The 15367-nt window shown below is 69.8% G+C and carries 17 protein-coding genes; 12 read left to right on the top strand and 5 right to left on the bottom strand.

The annotated features are described in order from the left end of the window. Positions 1–116 precede the first annotated feature (116 nt). The 3 genes from B378_RS0101080 to B378_RS0101070 all read left to right on the top strand — a co-directional run bounded on the left by B378_RS0101080 (position 117) and on the right by B378_RS0101070 (position 3162). Positions 117–875, top strand: a complete 759-nt coding sequence (locus tag B378_RS0101080; protein ID WP_017341981.1) for a DUF120 domain-containing protein — start codon at positions 117–119, stop codon at positions 873–875. Then, the gene (gene ribB, locus B378_RS0101075; protein WP_017341980.1) at positions 875–1669 is read left to right on the top strand and encodes a 3,4-dihydroxy-2-butanone-4-phosphate synthase; all 795 of its coding nucleotides are present in this window, start codon (positions 875–877) and stop codon (positions 1667–1669) included. Before B378_RS0101080 ends, ribB begins: the two co-directional genes overlap by 1 nt. 563 nt (positions 1670–2232) lie before the next feature. After that, positions 2233–3162, top strand: a complete 930-nt coding sequence (locus B378_RS0101070; RefSeq protein WP_017341979.1) for a branched-chain amino acid transaminase — start codon at positions 2233–2235, stop codon at positions 3160–3162. Positions 3163–3201: 39 nt separating this feature from the next. Here the strand turns inward: B378_RS0101070 and B378_RS0101065 are convergent, their stop codons facing one another. Both B378_RS0101065 and B378_RS0101060 read right to left on the bottom strand, forming a co-directional pair. Then, positions 3202–3915, bottom strand: coding sequence for a DUF502 domain-containing protein (locus tag B378_RS0101065; protein WP_017341978.1), 714 nt, complete (start codon positions 3913–3915; stop codon positions 3202–3204). Positions 3916–4015: 100 nt separating this feature from the next. Continuing rightward, a complete protein-coding gene (locus B378_RS0101060) occupies positions 4016–4855 on the bottom strand; it encodes a proline dehydrogenase family protein (protein ID WP_017341977.1) in 840 nt (279 codons plus the stop codon). A gap of 105 nt (positions 4856–4960) precedes the next feature. Here B378_RS0101060 and B378_RS0101055 point away from each other — a divergent pair, with 105 nt between their 5' ends. From B378_RS0101055 to B378_RS0101035, 5 genes are all read left to right on the top strand, one after another. Then, the gene (locus B378_RS0101055) at positions 4961–5503 is read left to right on the top strand and encodes a CDP-2,3-bis-(O-geranylgeranyl)-sn-glycerol synthase (RefSeq protein WP_017341976.1); all 543 of its coding nucleotides are present in this window, start codon (positions 4961–4963) and stop codon (positions 5501–5503) included. A 152-nt stretch (positions 5504–5655) separates the two neighbouring features. Then, positions 5656–5838 carry an HVO_0416 family zinc finger protein gene (locus tag B378_RS0101050; protein ID WP_017341975.1) on the top strand — a complete coding sequence of 61 codons (183 nt, stop codon included), beginning with the start codon at positions 5656–5658 and terminating at the stop codon, positions 5836–5838. An 86-nt stretch (positions 5839–5924) separates the two neighbouring features. After that, positions 5925–6083: a hypothetical protein gene (locus B378_RS16955; RefSeq protein ID WP_004598729.1), complete on the top strand. Its 159-nt coding sequence runs from the start codon at positions 5925–5927 to the stop codon at positions 6081–6083. Between the two features lie 139 nt (positions 6084–6222). Beyond that, a complete protein-coding gene (locus tag B378_RS0101040; RefSeq protein WP_017341974.1) occupies positions 6223–8067 on the top strand; it encodes a UvrD-helicase domain-containing protein in 1845 nt (614 codons plus the stop codon). After that, on the top strand, positions 8064–9383 hold the full coding sequence (locus B378_RS0101035) for a Xaa-Pro peptidase family protein (protein ID WP_017341973.1): 1320 nt from the start codon (positions 8064–8066) through the stop codon (positions 9381–9383). The genes B378_RS0101040 and B378_RS0101035 overlap by 4 nt, the downstream gene beginning before the upstream one ends. A 40-nt stretch (positions 9384–9423) precedes the next feature. Here the strand turns inward: B378_RS0101035 and B378_RS0101030 are convergent, their stop codons facing one another. Continuing rightward, the gene (locus B378_RS0101030; RefSeq protein WP_017341972.1) at positions 9424–9744 is read right to left on the bottom strand and encodes a hypothetical protein; all 321 of its coding nucleotides are present in this window, start codon (positions 9742–9744) and stop codon (positions 9424–9426) included. 118 nt (positions 9745–9862) lie between these two features. Here B378_RS0101030 and B378_RS0101025 point away from each other — a divergent pair, with 118 nt between their 5' ends. After that, entirely contained in the window at positions 9863–10522 is a 660-nt protein-coding gene (locus B378_RS0101025; protein WP_017341971.1) for a riboflavin synthase, read from the top strand. 501 nt (positions 10523–11023) lie between these two features. After that, positions 11024–12217: an MFS transporter gene (locus B378_RS0101020; protein WP_017341970.1), complete on the top strand. Its 1194-nt coding sequence runs from the start codon at positions 11024–11026 to the stop codon at positions 12215–12217. Between the two features lie 29 nt (positions 12218–12246). Here B378_RS0101020 and B378_RS0101015 read toward each other — a convergent pair whose 3' ends face one another. Then, positions 12247–12945: a phosphoglycerol geranylgeranyltransferase gene (locus tag B378_RS0101015; protein ID WP_017341969.1), complete on the bottom strand. Its 699-nt coding sequence runs from the start codon at positions 12943–12945 to the stop codon at positions 12247–12249. Positions 12946–13035: 90 nt separating this feature from the next. Next, positions 13036–14115: a tubulin/FtsZ family protein gene (locus B378_RS0101010; RefSeq protein WP_017341968.1), complete on the bottom strand. Its 1080-nt coding sequence runs from the start codon at positions 14113–14115 to the stop codon at positions 13036–13038. A 74-nt stretch (positions 14116–14189) separates the two neighbouring features. Between B378_RS0101010 and B378_RS0101005 the strand changes: the two genes are divergently transcribed. Both B378_RS0101005 and B378_RS0101000 read left to right on the top strand, forming a co-directional pair. Next, positions 14190–14873 carry a hypothetical protein gene (locus tag B378_RS0101005; RefSeq protein ID WP_017341967.1) on the top strand — a complete coding sequence of 228 codons (684 nt, stop codon included), beginning with the start codon at positions 14190–14192 and terminating at the stop codon, positions 14871–14873. Positions 14874–14880: 7 nt separating this feature from the next. Beyond that, positions 14881–15345, top strand: a complete 465-nt coding sequence (locus B378_RS0101000) for a hypothetical protein (RefSeq protein ID WP_026046111.1) — start codon at positions 14881–14883, stop codon at positions 15343–15345. Positions 15346–15367 lie beyond the last annotated feature (22 nt).

Here is a 15367-nt window from a genome sequence, read left to right as displayed (position 1 = left end):
AGCGCGGGAACTATCGGTTCCAGCGGTTTTCCGGTCGGTTCCGCCGACCGCTTAACGTTTCTGAGACGTGTTCCATATTCGTTACCCTTTTGCCCGCGGACGACCGAGCGTATCGTATGTCAGACGCGACGGCGACCGACGCGGCGGCCGACGTGGACCCGGCCGCGCTCGCGGCCCTGAAACACGTCGGGCTGGTCGGCGGCCTCTCCGAGACGAAGGTGTCGTGCGCGGCGCTCGGTGACCGGCTCGACGCCTCCACGCAGACCGCCTCCCGACGCCTCCAGACGCTCGAATCCGCGGGCTACGTCGAGCGCGACGTGGTCAGCGACGGGCAGTGGGTCCGGGTGACGGACGCGGGCGAGGCCGCGCTCCGCGCGGAGTACGCCGACTACCGCCGCCTGTTCGAGTCGGACGTCGAGCTCTCGCTCCGGGGGTCGGTCACCGGCGGGATGGGCGAGGGGCGCCACTACATCACGCTGCCGGGCTACGCCGAGCAGTTCCGCGAGCGGCTGGGGTACGACCCGTTCCCGGGCACGCTGAACGTCGACCTCACCGAGGAGAGCGTCCGCCGGCGCGGCGAGATGGCCGGCATCGACGCCGTCCCCATCGACGCGTGGGAGGGCGAGGACCGCACCTACGGCGCCGCCACCTGCTACGGGGTCACCCTCGTCGCGGGCGACGAGCGCTACGAGGCGGTCCACGCCATCGTCCCCGACCGGACCCACCACGACGACGACCAGCTCGAGCTGATCGCACCGGACCGCCTGCGCGACGCGCTCGACCTCGAAGACGGCGACACCGTGGAGGTCCGCGTCGAGCCGACGAGCCGCGCCGACGAGCCGGGAGCGACCGCCGTCGAGACGGAGGCCGCCTGATGCGCGCCGACGTCGACGCCGACCCGGAGACGAGCGCGGCCGCGGCCGACGCCGCCGCCGAGAGCGACGCTACCGGTGAACCCGATGCCGCCGAGACCGACACCGCGGGGACCGCCGACGCCGCGGACGCGGCCGACCCCGTCGAGCGCGCGCTCGACGCCTTCCGCGCCGGCGACCCCGTCTGCGTCCACGACTTCGCGGACCGCGAGGGGGAGACGGACATCGTCTACCCCGCCGGCGCGGTCGACGAGGCCGCGGTCGCGCACATGCGCAACGACGCGGGCGGCCTGATCTGCGTGGCCGTGAGCGACCAGGTCGGCGACGCGTTCGACCTGCCGTTCCTCGCGGACGCGCTCGACCACCCCGCGGTCGACGACGACCCCGACTACGACGACCGCTCCTCCTTCTCGCTCCCCGTGAACCACCGCGACACGTTCACCGGGATCACGGACGCGGACCGCGCGAAGACAATCGTCGAGGTGGCGAACGCCGCCGCCCGCGTGCGCGAGGACCCGACCGGCTACGGCCCCGAGGACTTCGCGGCGGAGTTCCGCGCGCCGGGCCACGTCCACGTCCTGCGCGGCGACCGCGACGGCCTCTCCGGCCGCACCGGTCACACCGAACTCGGCCTCGCGATGGCCGAGGCCGTCGGCGCCGCGCCCGCCGCCGTCGTCTGCGAGATGCTCGACGACGAGACCGGCGACGCGCTCTCGCCCGCCGACGCCGCGGCCTACGCGGCCCGGCGCGACATCCCCTACGTCGAGGGCGCGGCCCTCGTCGAGGCGCTGAAGTAGAACCTCCCACGCTGCTGTCGGCGCGCGCCTGCGAGCGGCCGTTTTTAAACGGCCGCGAGGAGCGCGTGCGAGGGAGTCAGTCGCCCGGAGCGAAGCGGAGGGCGACTGACGAGGCTGGGGAGGCGTGAGGTGCTGTGCGGTGCGGGGCGGGACTCAAAGGGGCAGCCGTGCGGTGGCCGCAGGCGACGTAAGCACCGCAGGAGCGAGTGAAACGAGCGACGAGGCGCGCAGCGAGCGTGCGGCCACCGCACGGCTGGGGCTTTGAAGGTGTTTTCCGTCGATCTGTGGTTGAATATTTATAAACAAGCGACTGGGGCTTTGGAAGTGCTCTCCGCCGAACTGTAGGCAGCTATTTATAAGCAATCAGCTGGAACTTCAGCAGTGTTTGCCGGCGGTCTCCGAACATCTATTTATAAGCTATCGACCAGAGCGCCGAAACCAGCTACCGCGGCAGCAGCACTGAGTCCGAAACCCGACCCCACGTAGCGATCCGACCTCGCTTCCTCGCGGCAGTCCCCGACCGGTTGTTACAGTTTTAAGCCCGCCGGCCGCAACGCACGACTATGGGATTCGACGAGATGGACGTCGACACGATCTGGAAGAACGGGGAGTTCCTCGACTGGGAGGACGCGACCACCCACGTTCTGACCCACGCGCTCCACTACGGGAGCGGCGTGTTCGAGGGCGTCCGCTGTTACGACACGGAGCAGGGGCCCGCCGTCTTCCGCTGGGACGAACACCTCGACCGGCTGTTCGACTCCGCGAAGATGTACGACATGGAGATCGAACACTCCCGCGAGGAGATCACCGAGGCGACCCTCGAACTGCTCGACCGGCAGGACCTCGACTCCGCGTACATCCGACCGATCGCCTACTACGGCTACGACTCGCTGGGCGTCTCCCCGAAGGACTGCCCGACCGACCTCGTCCTCGCTGCGTGGCCGTGGGGCGCGTACCTCGGCGATGAGGCCCTCGAGGAGGGCGTCGACGTGATGGTCTCCTCGTGGCGGAAACACGCCTCCTCGCAGGTGCCGACGAACGTGAAGACGACCGGGCTCTACGTCAACTCCATGCTCGCGGGCGAGGAGGCGCGCCGGAACGGCTACGTCGAGGCCATCGTCCTCAACAAGGAGGGGAACGTCGCGGAGGGGCCCGGCGAGAACATCTTCATGGTGAACGACGGCGAGATATACACCACCGGGCCGGCGCAGTCCATCCTCGAAGGGATCACCCGCGACACCGTGATCACCCTCGCCGAGGAGCGCGGCTACGAGGTCCACGACGAGGCCGTCATCTCTCGGGGCCAGCTGTACACCGCCGACGAGCTGTTCTTCACCGGCTCCGCCGCCGAGGTCACCCCGATTCGCTCGGTCGACGACACCGAGATCGGCTCGGGCACCCGCGGCCCCGTCACCGAGGAGCTCCAGCAGGCCTTCTTCGACCTCGTCGAGCGGCGGACGGACGACCACGACGAGTGGTTCACGTACCTCTAAGCCGGGACGTCTGACCGCGGGCGGACGCCTCGAACCGCCTCACTCGGCCGAACTGCTACCCTCGGCCGCCGACCCGTCCCCGTCGCCGGGAGTCCCGTCGGTCCGGACGTGTCCGAACCCGTCGGCGGTGTCCGCACCGTCGCCTCCGGCGGGGTCCTCCTCGTGGACGGGGACCTGATGGGCCGACTCGGCGAACCCGGCCGAGAGGACGCGGGTCATCCCCTCCTCGACGGTCTCGCCGGTCTCCTCGATCTTCTCGGGCTCGACCTCGATGACGAAGCCGGTGGTGATGTTCGGCGCGGTCGGCATGAACAGGACGATCTTCCCGTCGCGGGTCTTCTTCCCGGTGCGGAACGCGGTCATCCGGATCCCGGGCCACGTCTCGATGTACACCGGGCTCTGCAGCTCGTCCGTGCCGGAGATCGCCGTCTCGATTGCGAGCTTCGAGGCGTTGTACACCACCCGCAGCGCCGGGATCCGGTTTATCGCGTCGTCCACGGCCGACTCCGCCAAGCGGCCGACCGTGGTCCGCATGAAGTACCCGACCGCGAGGACGACGGTCGCGAACACCGCGAACGCGATCACCACCCGGGAGACGGGCTCTAACGGCGCCGGGATGACCTCGGGCTGGAGCCCCTCGATCAGCGGGATCGACGCGATGTACTGGTAGATCCAGCGGAGGACGAGCAGTAAAACGAGGAGCGGCGCCAGCACGATGAGGCCGCTGGCGAAGTCGCGTTTCCACGTGGACATCTATCGCGTTGGTATGTGTCGGCAATCCTTAAAGGGGCTTCTACGCGGCGACAGCCTCCGGTCGGCGGCGGGCGGTCACCGGGGTCGAGAGCTACCCCGCCTACTGCCCCAACACCGCCCGGGCCGCAAACGTCAGGTTCTCCTTGCGCTCGCGAACGCGACGGTAGAAGTACGAGAGCCACTTGTCGCCGTACGGCGCGTACTGGTGCACGTCGACCCCCTGCGCGGCGAGGTCGCGCTGCGCGTCCTCGCGGACCCCCATCAGCATCTGGACCTCGTAGTCGGCGCCGTGCTCGCGCGCGATCCGGTCCGAAAGCGAGATCATCTCGGGGTCGTGGCTGCCGACCGCGATCCCTCGGTCGCGCCGCTCGAAGAGGAAGCGGAGGTCGTCGCGGTACGCCTCGTCGACGCGCGCCTTGTCGGTGTACGCGATCGACGACGGCTCGTCGTACGCTCCCTTCACGAGCCGGATCTTGCCGGGAACGTCGACGAGGCGTTCGAGGTCGTCGGCGGTGCGTTTCAGGTTTGACTGGACGCACTGGCCGACGCTCCACGGGTAGTCGGCGGCGATCGACTCGAAGGCGTCGAGAGTGGCGTCGGTCGTGTCTGCGTCTTCCATGTCGCACCAGACGAACGCACCGAGTTCGTGGGCGCGCGCGACTATCTCGCGATAGTGCTCCTCGAACAGGTCGGGCGAGACGTCCATCCCGATTTGCGAGGGCTTCACCGAAACGCAGGCGTCGAGGCCGCTGTCGGCGATGTCGTCGAGCAGGGAGAGGTACGCGTCCGTGTCCGCGCGGGCGTCCGCGGCGTCGTCGTAGTGTTCGCCCAGCAGGTTCAGGATGACCGCGACGCCGTCCTCGTTCGCGGCGCGGGCGTGGTCGAGGGCGGCCGGAACGCTCTCGCCGGCGACGAATCGCCGGGCGATCGGGGGGATCATATGATGACTTCCGGACGGAGCGAACTTTACCTTTGCCGACCCGGCGGCCGTGACCGGGAGCCCCGAACCGAGGTTTATAACACGCCGCGCGTCGCCCGTGAGGACATGATCGGTACGCTCGTTGCGACCGCGTTCTGGGCCATGCTTCCGGCGTACGTCCCGAACAACGCCGCGGTGTTGGCCGGCGGGGGCCGCCCCATCGACGGCGGCCGGGAGTGGCGCGGCGCGCGGCTGCTCGGCGACGGGAAGACGTGGCGCGGCACCGCGGTCGGGACCCTGGTCGGCGTCCTGCTCGCGCTCGGGCTCAACCGCCTCAACGACCCCGCGAGCGCCGCGTTCGGCGCCGAGCTGCCGACGTTCGCGCTCCCGGCCGCGTTCGCGCTCGCCTTCGGCGCGATGTGCGGCGACATCGGCGCCTCCTTCCTCAAGCGCCGGTCCGGGCGCGAGCGCGGCGCCGCGTTCCCCGGGCTCGACCAGCTCGACTTCGTCGTCGGCGCGCTGGGCCTCGTCTTCCTCGTCGACGCCGACTGGGCGCTCGCGGTGTTCACGCCGAGCGTCCTCGCGGTCGTCCTCGTGATGACGCCCGTCCTCCACGTCGTCACGAACGTCGGCGCGTACGCGCTCGGCGTCAAAAACGAGCCCTGGTAAGCGGCGGCGGGAGTTCGCTCTCCGGCGCCGGCCGCGCTGTGAAGTTGTGTATCGAACTGATTTCTCGCAGAAACTGATCACTCGTCCGCGTAATTCGCAGCGACGAGAACGGCAGAAAGATATATATGCTGGTGTGACATACCATGTCACGCATGTCCAGTAGTGCACCCAGCTCGGACGACGACGTGTTCGACGAGTTCCTCTCCGATCACGGCCACGAGACAGAGATCGTACGCTGGGAGCGATCCTATAACAAGCTCCAGTGTCCCGAGTGCGGTGCGCTCCACGAGGAAGGGTCCGCGCGGTGTTCCGTCTGCGACTGGCGGCCGAACTGACGCCCGGGTCGACGCCCGGTTCCGCGAATTTTCTTTCCGTCATACTCCCCGGTAGTATTATGTGGAATTACTCGATAGTGTGAACCATGCCGACCTGTCAGAACTGCGGTTCGTTCGTCACGACAGATTACGTTCGGGTGTTCACGCCGAACGAGGTCGATCGGCCCCGCGTCTGTCCGGCCTGCGAGGACATGGTCCGCGACGGCGCCGACGTCCGCGAAGCGCGCGCGACGCGGAGCAGCTGACGAGCCGACCGAGCGATGAAACGCCGCGCCGACGGGGCCGAACCGGGACTCGGGGTGGTCCAAGCGCCGCGGACCGGTGCCCGGAGTCGACGATCACCGAGCCACGGCGTTTAAGGAGAATGGGAATCTGGGGGTAATAATGACTGATACCACGGTGACGCGGCTGTTCGGCGGGCCCGGGAGCGGGAAGACGACCGCGCTCCTGGACCGCGTCGAGGAGATCCTCGAAAACGAGGACGCCGAGGTTCGCGACGTACTCGTCGTTTCGTACACGCGCGCGGCCGCGGCGGAGATCCGGGAGCGGCTCGCCGAGCGGCTCGACATCTCGCCGCGCAGCCTTCAGGGGAACGTGAGCACGATGCACGCGAAGGCGTACGAGCTGCTCGACCTCTCTCGGGGCGACGTGGTCGGCGACGACGACAAGGAGGCGTTCTGCGAGGAGTACGGCATCGAGTTCGAGGACCAGCACGGCGGCGCGGGGCGCCGGACCGCCCGGTCGACGACCATCGGCAACAAGATCATCGCCACCTCGCAGTGGCTCCAGCGCACCGAGCGCGACGTGGCCGACTGGTACGACGTTCCCTTCCAGTGGAACGTCGAGGAGGTCCGGCTCCCGCCCGAGGAGGACCCGAACGCCCAGCAGGGGAACAAGTACACGCCGACGTGGCCCTCCGACGACGACCGGATCGACATCCCCGAGACGATCCGGGCGTGGCGGGCGTACAAGGGCGACAACGACCTCGTCGGCTTCGCGGACATGCTCGAACGGGTCGCGCAGCGCTCGCTCGTCCCGAGCGTCGACTACCTGATCATCGACGAGTTCCAGGACATCACGACGCTCCAGTACAACGTCTTCGAGGAGTGGCGCCCGCACATGGATCGGGTGCTGATCGCCGGCGACGACGACCAGGTCGTCTACGCGTGGCAGGGCGCCGACCCCGACCTCCTCTTAGACACCGACGTCGACGAGGACGTGGTCCTCCCGAACTCCTACCGGCTCCCCTCCGAGATCCTCAACGTCGTCAACGCCGAGATCCGCCACATCGACAAGCGGCAGGAGAAGGACCTCCACCCGCGCAAGGAGGGCGGCACCGTCGAGGCGATCGAGTCGCCGTCGATGATCGAGCTGGTCCGGAACGTCCGGTACACCGTCGAGGACGACGAGGGCGACATCATGTGCCTGTTCCGGGCGCGCTACCAGATGTTCGACTTCATCGACGAGTTCATCGACCACGGCATCCCGTTCACGATGCTCACCGACGGGCGGATGTGGACCGATCGCGTTCAGGACTACGTGAGCGCGATCGAGAAGGCCGAGGCGGACGAGCCCGTCACCGGCCTGGAGGCGCGGCGCCTCGCCGACATGCTCCAAGAGTCGGCGTTCGGCACCCACGACCGCGAGGAGTTCTACGACTTCCTCGACGACCGCGAGGAGGCGGCCGACGCCGACGACGTCGCCGACATCGACATCGCGGCCGACACGCTGAACGAGTACATCCCGTTCATGCCGGACACCGCGAGCGCGGACGACATGGTCCGGAAGGTGACGAGCTTCCAGCGCAAGTCGATGGGCGCGTACTTCGAGGGCGAGCATCAGGGCGCCGACCCCACCCGCGTCCGCGTCGGCACCATCCACTCCGCGAAGGGCCGCGAGGCCGACCACGTGTTCGTCGCCACCGACCTCACGGAGAAGGTGGTCGAGCAGATGGCGGCCTCCATCGACGACCCGACCGACGTCGACGGCGTCGAGGAGTTCACGAAGGCGACGAGCCCGGTCCCCGTCCTCACCGACAACGAGCGCCGCGTCTTCTACGTCGGGATGTCCCGCGCCCGCGAGCGGCTCGTGATCATGGAGAGCCTCATCAGCGGCGCGCCGACGCTCCCGATCAGCGTCCTCCTGTTCAACGAGCTCCGCGACGAGCCGGCCCAGGAGCTCGTCGAGGAGGTCCAAGCGGAGCTGGCGGTGCCCGAACCGGAGCCGTGAGCGGGGACGGCGCGGGACCGGAAGCCGCCGAGGAGAACCTCCGCCCCCTCCGGACCGATCTCCGCCCAGTCGTCGAGGCGGTCCGCGAGGCGGACGCGGCCGCGTTCGTCGCCGTCGGCGACCGCTTCGACGACGATCTCCGGTTCCTGACGCGCTTCTCCGGCCCGGACCGCCCGTACGCGCTGGTCGTCGTGCCGGACGACGAGAACGCCGACCACGCCGGACGCGCCGTCCTCTGTGCCCCCGCGCTGTTCGGCGAGCAGGCGGAGCGGGAGTTCGTCGCGGCCGCCCGCGACGCCGACGGGGAGTTCCACGACGGGATCGGTCGCGAGATCCGGACCGAAGGCGTCGGCGACCACGCCGGCGAGCGCGCGGCGGGGGTCGTGGACGACCTCGCCGACGGTGCGAACGCCGCGGCCGAGGGCGACGGTCCGACCCTCCTCGCTCTCGCTTCGATCCCTCACGACGCCGCGGTGTATCTGGAACGCGCGGACAACGATCTGACTTCGACGGACGTGGTCGCCGACGCTCGGGCGCGCAAGACGCCGGCGGAGGTCGACCGGGTCCGGCGCGTCCAGCGCGCGGCGGTCGCCGGAATGGCTCGCGCCGAGGCGGTGCTCGCCGAGAGCGGTGTGACCGACACAACCGCCGAGAAATCGAAGAGAGACCGCCGACCCCCGCTCCGCTGGGAGGGCGAGCCGCTGACGACGGAGCGGCTCCGCCGCGAAGTGAATCGGGTCCTCACCGCTCTCGGGGTCCGCAACGCGGGCAACACGGTGATCGGCGCCGGCCCGTCGGCCGCCGACCTCCACTACGTCGGCGACGACCCGATACGGCCGGGGGAGACGGTGCTGCTCGACGTCTCTCCGCGTGGCCCGGACGGGTACTACGGCGACACGACGCGGACGTTCGTCGTCGACGGCGACGGCGGCTGGGAGCGCCGCGCGTACGTCGCGGTCGAGGCCGCCCGCGAGGCCGCGCTCGCGGAGATCGAGCCCGGCGTCCCGGCCAAGACGGTCCACGGCGAGGCCGCCGCGGAGTTGGCCGCGTACGGCTTCGACCCGAACGCGGGCGAGGGCGAGGCGGGCTTCACGCACGGCACCGGCCACGGCGTCGGCGTGAGCCTCCACGAGGGGCCGTCGCTGTCGGGCGCTGGCGAGCTCCGCCCGGGCCACGTCGTGACGGTCGAGCCGGGGGTCTACGACCCCGAAATCGGCGGTGTCAGACTGGAGGACCTGATTCTCGTCACCGACGACGGGTACGAGATACTGGCCGAGTACCCGTTCGGCATCGTTCCCGGAACGGACTCGGCCTGAGTCAGGGCGGGGCGGTACTTCGGCGCGTCACTTCGGCGCGTTACTTCGGGGCGTCGCCGCCGTCGACCGCGGCGGCGTCCGCCGACTCGGACTCGTCGTCACCGCTTTTGGGACCGGAGTCAGTGCCGTCCGAATCAGCGCGGAGCTGCCGCGGCAGCAGCCCGGAGAGGAGCCTGCGGGCGATCCGGGTCGGGTCGAGGAAATACTGCGGGAGGACGACCATCGCGACGGCGACGACGAGGAGGCCGGCGCCGAGCGCGACCTCGCCGGCGACCAGCCGGATGACGGCGTAGTTCGCGAGCGGCAGCGCGAAGACGAGCGACGCCGCCAGCCCGATCATGTCCAGCAGTCCGAGTCGCATCGGGCGTCCGTTGATCCCCGGGGGGCAAAAGGGACGCGGCGTCGACTGCGGAGGGTCGACCGGGAGAGGATCCGCCCGGACCCAGAACCGATAACCGTCGCCCGCCCCCAGTTCCGGTATGTTCACCGGCATCGTCGAGGGGACCGGGACGGTCCGCGAACGGACCGAGACGGACGACGGACTCCGGCTGCGGATCGGCGTCGACGGGTTCGACGACCTCCACCACGGGCAGTCGATCAGCGTGAGCGGCGTCTGCCTGACCGTCGAGGAGTACGGCGTCGACGGCGGCGCGGACGAAGCGAGCCACGGCGACGACGCGGCCGGCGGCAGCGACGCGGCGGACGACGAGCCCGGCTGGTTCGAGGTGTTCCTCGCGAGCGAGACGGTCGCGAAGACGTACCTCGGCGACGTGCGCGAGGGCGACGCGGTCAACGTCGAGCGCGCGATGCCCGCGGACGGGCGGTTCGACGGCCACGTCGTCCAGGGCCACGTCGACACCGTCGCCGAGGTCCGGGGGATCGAACGCGTCGGCGAGGACTGGCGGTTCACCTTCGCGATCCCGGAGGGCCACGGCGACTACCTCGTCGACAAGGGCTCCGTGACGCTCGACGGCATCTCGCTGACGGTCGCCGAGAAGCGCGGCGACGAGTTCGACGTCGCGATCATCCCGACCACCTACGACCTCACCACGCTCTCGGAGAAGTCGGTCGGCGACCCGGTCCACCTGGAGGTGGACGTGATCGCGAAGTACGTCGAGAACATGCTCGACGGGTACTGACGTCGGATAAGCGTCTTTTGCGGCCGGTCGGTCCGTCAGTTATTTGTCTGAGAACAAACGTGTAGCGGTTGTATGGTACTCCGTTGCTCGTTCTGAACGGGACTGGAACCCCCGAGGCTCCGGAAGGCCGAGAGGTACACCTGAGCCGTTCTCTCCGATCGTGACGGAGCGATGGTCTGTCGGTCCGTTTCCCGAGAGTCTCCGGTCCCGTTCGTGGTCGGCGCGCCGATAGCTGACCGCTTCCACGGACTATCGACAACGGATGACAGAGAGCCGCGGACACGGAGACGAATCGATCGCCAAACAGCACCGAATAGAGAGAGGAATTTGCGAACCGAGACTGCTTAATCAGGCACATCGGCCGTTCGAGCGTCGTACCGATCGACGCGATCGCTCCGAGGGCGAGCCGCCGAGCGGAGGGCAACGATGACGAGCGGACCCCTCGGCTCGTTGGATCCGGGTATCCGGCGGGCGATACTGAAGTATGGGGTATTCCGCGCGTTGAGCAGTGCCGGGTTCGCGACGCCGTTCTTCGTCGTGTTCATGGTCGGAAACGGGGTGACATACACCGACATCGGTCTCGGGACGAGCCTGATGGCGGTCGTGGTAGTCGGACTGGAGGTCCCGTCGGGATACCTGGCTGACACGTTCGGTCGAAGACGAACCATGTTCCTCGGGCAGGCGTCCCTCGGACTCGGGACCGTCGGATACATCGTCGCCGACGGAACGCCGGACGTGTTGGTGACGTACCTCGCGTTCGGCGTCGGCGCGGCGCTCAGATCCGGGGCCGGAACGGCGTGGTTCTACGACACGCTCAAAGGGCACGACGAGGAGGAGAAGTTCGCGGCGGTCAGCGGGAGGCTCGGCTCGTACGTCAAATACGTCTCCACTGCGACGATGGTCGGAGGGGGTCTCCTCTACGTCGTCGAGCCGGTGTACGCGATAGCGGTGGGAGCGGCGGCGAACCTGCTCGCGGCGCCCGTCGTGCTGTCGCTTCCGACGAGTCGCGACGCGGACACCGACGAGGGGGTAGGGCCCCGCGAGGCCGCGCGCCTCACCCGCGAGTTCCTCGGCAGTTCGGCCGTCCGAACCGTCCTCGTGATCGCCGTTCTGGCGTCCGGTGCGCTCTACACGGGAAGCAAGTATATCCAGCCGGTGACGTTCGAGGCGATTCCGGACGGTGGGTACTCGGCGGGGAGCGTCGTGCTACCGGCCGCGTTGCTCGTCGGCGCGACATACGGGGTCTTCGAGCTGAGCTCCGGATTGGTGCTCAGATACGCCGAGGCAACCCAATCGCGGCTGGGGCTGGGTGGCACCGTCGCGGTCGCCTTCGGTGGAAGCGCGGCATGTATGATCGCCCCGCTGATCGTTCCGAAGCTAACCATCCCCGCGGTCGTCGGCATGATGTCGATCCAGAGTCTCGCGTCGCCCGGTGTCAGACAGTACCTCAACGAGTACGCCGACTCGGCCGCGCGGGCGACGATCAACTCGGCGAAGTCGTTCCTCAACTCGCTGCTCCGCATCCCGATCATGCTCGGGAGCGGGGTCGCGGCCGACGCGATCTCCCCGACGGTCGCGATGGCCGGTGTCGGGGCGGCGTTCCTCCTCGTGTCGGGGTCCGTCGCGCTGGTCGATCGCCCGGTGTTCGCGTCCGAGGCGTCGGCCCCCGACGTGACATCGCCGTCGGACGACTAACCGGTCGTCGATCCCGTTCGGGGTCCGCCTCAGGCGTCCTTCGCGCCCTTCACTGTCTCGCGGACGGCGTCGACGCCCTCGTCGTGGAGCAGGTCGCCGACGACGATCACGTCACTGTGGGCGGCCATCTCGTTGGCCGACTCGTAGTCGTGGATGCCGCCGCCGTAAAAGAGGGTGGCGTCGGCTAAGGCGTCGTGGGCGGCCGCGACCTTCTCAGGGTCGCCGAAGGTGCCCGAGTACTCGACGTAGACGATCTCCTGGCCGAACATGCGCTCGGCGATCTTCGCGTACGCCTCCACGTCGTCCGCGGCGAGGTCGCAGTCGGCCTCCGTCAGCTGGGCGACCGACGCCTCGGGGTTCAGCACGATGTACGCCTCGGTGTGGGTCCGGCTCCAGTCGAGGTCGTCGATGCGCACCCACTCCTTGTGGGCGCCCGTGATCCAGAAGGGGCCGCCCGCGTTGAACACCGTCGGGATCAGGTAGCCGTCGAGCGCCGGCGAGTCGATCACCACGCCCGGGTTCGACGGCTCTTGGTACAGCGGCACGTCGTACTCCGCGGCCGCGTCGACGACGCGCGTCATCTTCTCCGCGGTGACGTCGAGGGTCCCGCCGATCTCGATCGCGTCCGTCCCGGTCCGGCAGACGTCCTCGAAGGTCTCGCCCGACCGCAGGTCCTTGTCGGGGTCGACCTTCAGCACGTGGTCCCAGTCGTCCCACGGGTTGGTCATCGGGCGAGACTCCACCGGGCGAGAACAAAAAGGTGCGGAACCTGTCCCGTCGGCCGGGCGTGTCGCCCGGTTCCGGGCGGCGGAGCGCGCTTAGAGCAGGTCGTCGATCTCGTCGTTGTCGAACGCGGCCGCCGGGTCCGGCTTCTCCTCGCGCTCGTCGCGGACCGCCTGCCGCGCGCGCTCTAGGAACGCCTCGACGCGCTGCGACCGCTCGACGCCCGCGAGCAGGACCAGTGCGGCGATCCGGTCGGAGTCGAGCGGGAAGTCCCCGCCGCGCACCTGCATCGACCCCGTCTCCTCTTGAAGCCACTTCCGGGCCTTCTCCGCGCCCTTCCGGGAGATCCGGTCCGGGTCGCCCGCGACCGCGACGAGCGCCGCGTCGGCGTCGGTGGCGCTCGGCAGCGAGAGGCCGGTCATCACCGCGCTGCGGACCGCGCTCGTCACCGTAGTGACGTTCTCCTCCGGGTCCTCGGCCGCTGGCGCCGAGGCGAACCCGACCGCGGCCATTCCGCCCGCGCGGAGCGTGTTGATCACCTCGCTCGTGTCGACGACGGACTCGCCGACGCCCTCGACCGCCTCGCCAGCGGCTAAGATTAGGCCGATCCGCTTCGCCATCGAGGCGTTGATCGCCTCGTAGCCGCCCTCCATGGACTCCCCCGAGGAGCGCCACGCGTCGTTGTCGAGGAGTATCGTCGCGTCCGCCTCCCGGACGAGCGTCTTGAGCGATCGCCCGGCGTTCACCTGGTACATCGTCCCCTCGTCGCGGCCCGGGAGGATTCCGATCGCGTAGACGGGGACGTCGTACACACGGTTCAGCTCGCGGACGAGGACCGGCGCGCCGCCGGAGCCCGTGCCGCCGCCGAGACCGGCGACGACGAACACCGCCTCGGCCTCCGCGGTGACCTTCGGCGCGAGGGCGTCGAGCACCTCGACGGCGTCCTCGTCCATCACTTCCGCGCCCAGTTCGTTGTCGCCGCCGACGCCGTGGCCGTTGACGCGCGACTGCCCGACGAGGACCGTTTCGAGCGGGAGGGGGTCGAGGTCGGCCGCGGCCGTGTTGACGGCGAGCGCGTCGAGGACCGCGCCGTAGCCGGCGTCGGCGTCGAACTCCGCGATGGCTGTCGTCAGCTTACCGCCCGCCTGTCCGACGCCGAGGAGGACTGCTTTCATGCGGGGACGTACCACTTCCCGCGACAATACCCTTTCCCCGAGGTTTAAGAGTGGAGCCGCGGGCAACGGCGCGCATGACCGACAACACGCGGGGTGCGGAGCCGCCGAGCGCGGAGCCGCCGAACACGGGAACAGAGGCGACGCGGACGGCGGCGGAAACCGAGGCGACGACCGGCACGAGCGAAGCGGACGACCGGATCGAGGCCCGCCTCAGCGCCGTCGAGCGCGCGGTGACCGGGAGCGACGCGCGCCCGGCGGACGCCGCCGCGGGGGCGGAGGCGACCGCCGAGCGCGAGCGGCTCGAATCGCGGCTCGACGACCTCGAGGGGCGCGTGGCGGAACTTGAGGCGGCGACGCAGGCGGTCCGCGGCTACGCGGGGGCAGTCAGGGCCGTCAACCGCGAGGTCGAGCGCCGGGCCGACCTGGCGCTCGCGCGGGCGACAGAGGCCGGACGGGAGAGCGGCCGAGACGGCGGTGCCAACGGGGCCGGCCCGGGCGCCAGCGACGGGGGCGATCGAGCCGCCAGCGGCGGGGCCGGGCGAGACGGCGGGAGCGGCGCGCCCGATCGAGGCGCGAGGGACCGGGATGGCCCCGACGGTGCGGTTCCATCGGAGAGTGCCCTCGACGCTGCCCTGCCGGACGACCGGCCGACCTCCGGACCGCGAACCGGCAACAGCGAGCCCGACGGGGACGACGGAGACGGCGACGACAACGCGTGGGCAACGGACGCGCTGGACCGGCTCCGGGAGTCGCTGTGAACGGGCCGTGATCCGGGTGGTCCTCACCGTCCTCGTGGCGGTCGCGTTGCTGGCGGCGTCGATGCCCGCGGTCGAGACGGCCCGGACCGCGACGACGGGTGAGCGGATCGGCGCGGAGGCGGACCGATTGGAGCGGGCGATCGGCGGCGTCGTCGCCGGGTCGACCCCCGTGAGCGATCCCTCGATGGCGGCGCAGACGACGGTGCTCCTCAGGGTTCCGACCGGGTTCGCCGCGGCGGACGTCGATCGCGTCGCACTCGTCGAGTCGCCGGACCGACCGGGCGGCCTCGCGCTCGCGTATCGGATCGACGACCGGCCGGAGCGCACACTCCGCGTCGGCACTGGGTCCGCGGAGCCGGCCGTCGACCTCGCCGGCGGAGCGATCGAACTCCGACCGGGCGGGGCGAACCGGGTCCGGGTCCGATACGTCGACGACGAGGGGCCGACGGTCCGGATCCGTCGCGTCGGATAGCTCCAGTCGACCGGGATCCGTC

Source organism: Halorubrum sp. T3 (assembly GCF_000296615.1).
Classification (GTDB): Archaea; Halobacteriota; Halobacteria; order Halobacteriales; family Haloferacaceae; genus Halorubrum; species Halorubrum ruber.
This window is presented reverse-complemented; position numbering and strand designations above follow the sequence as displayed.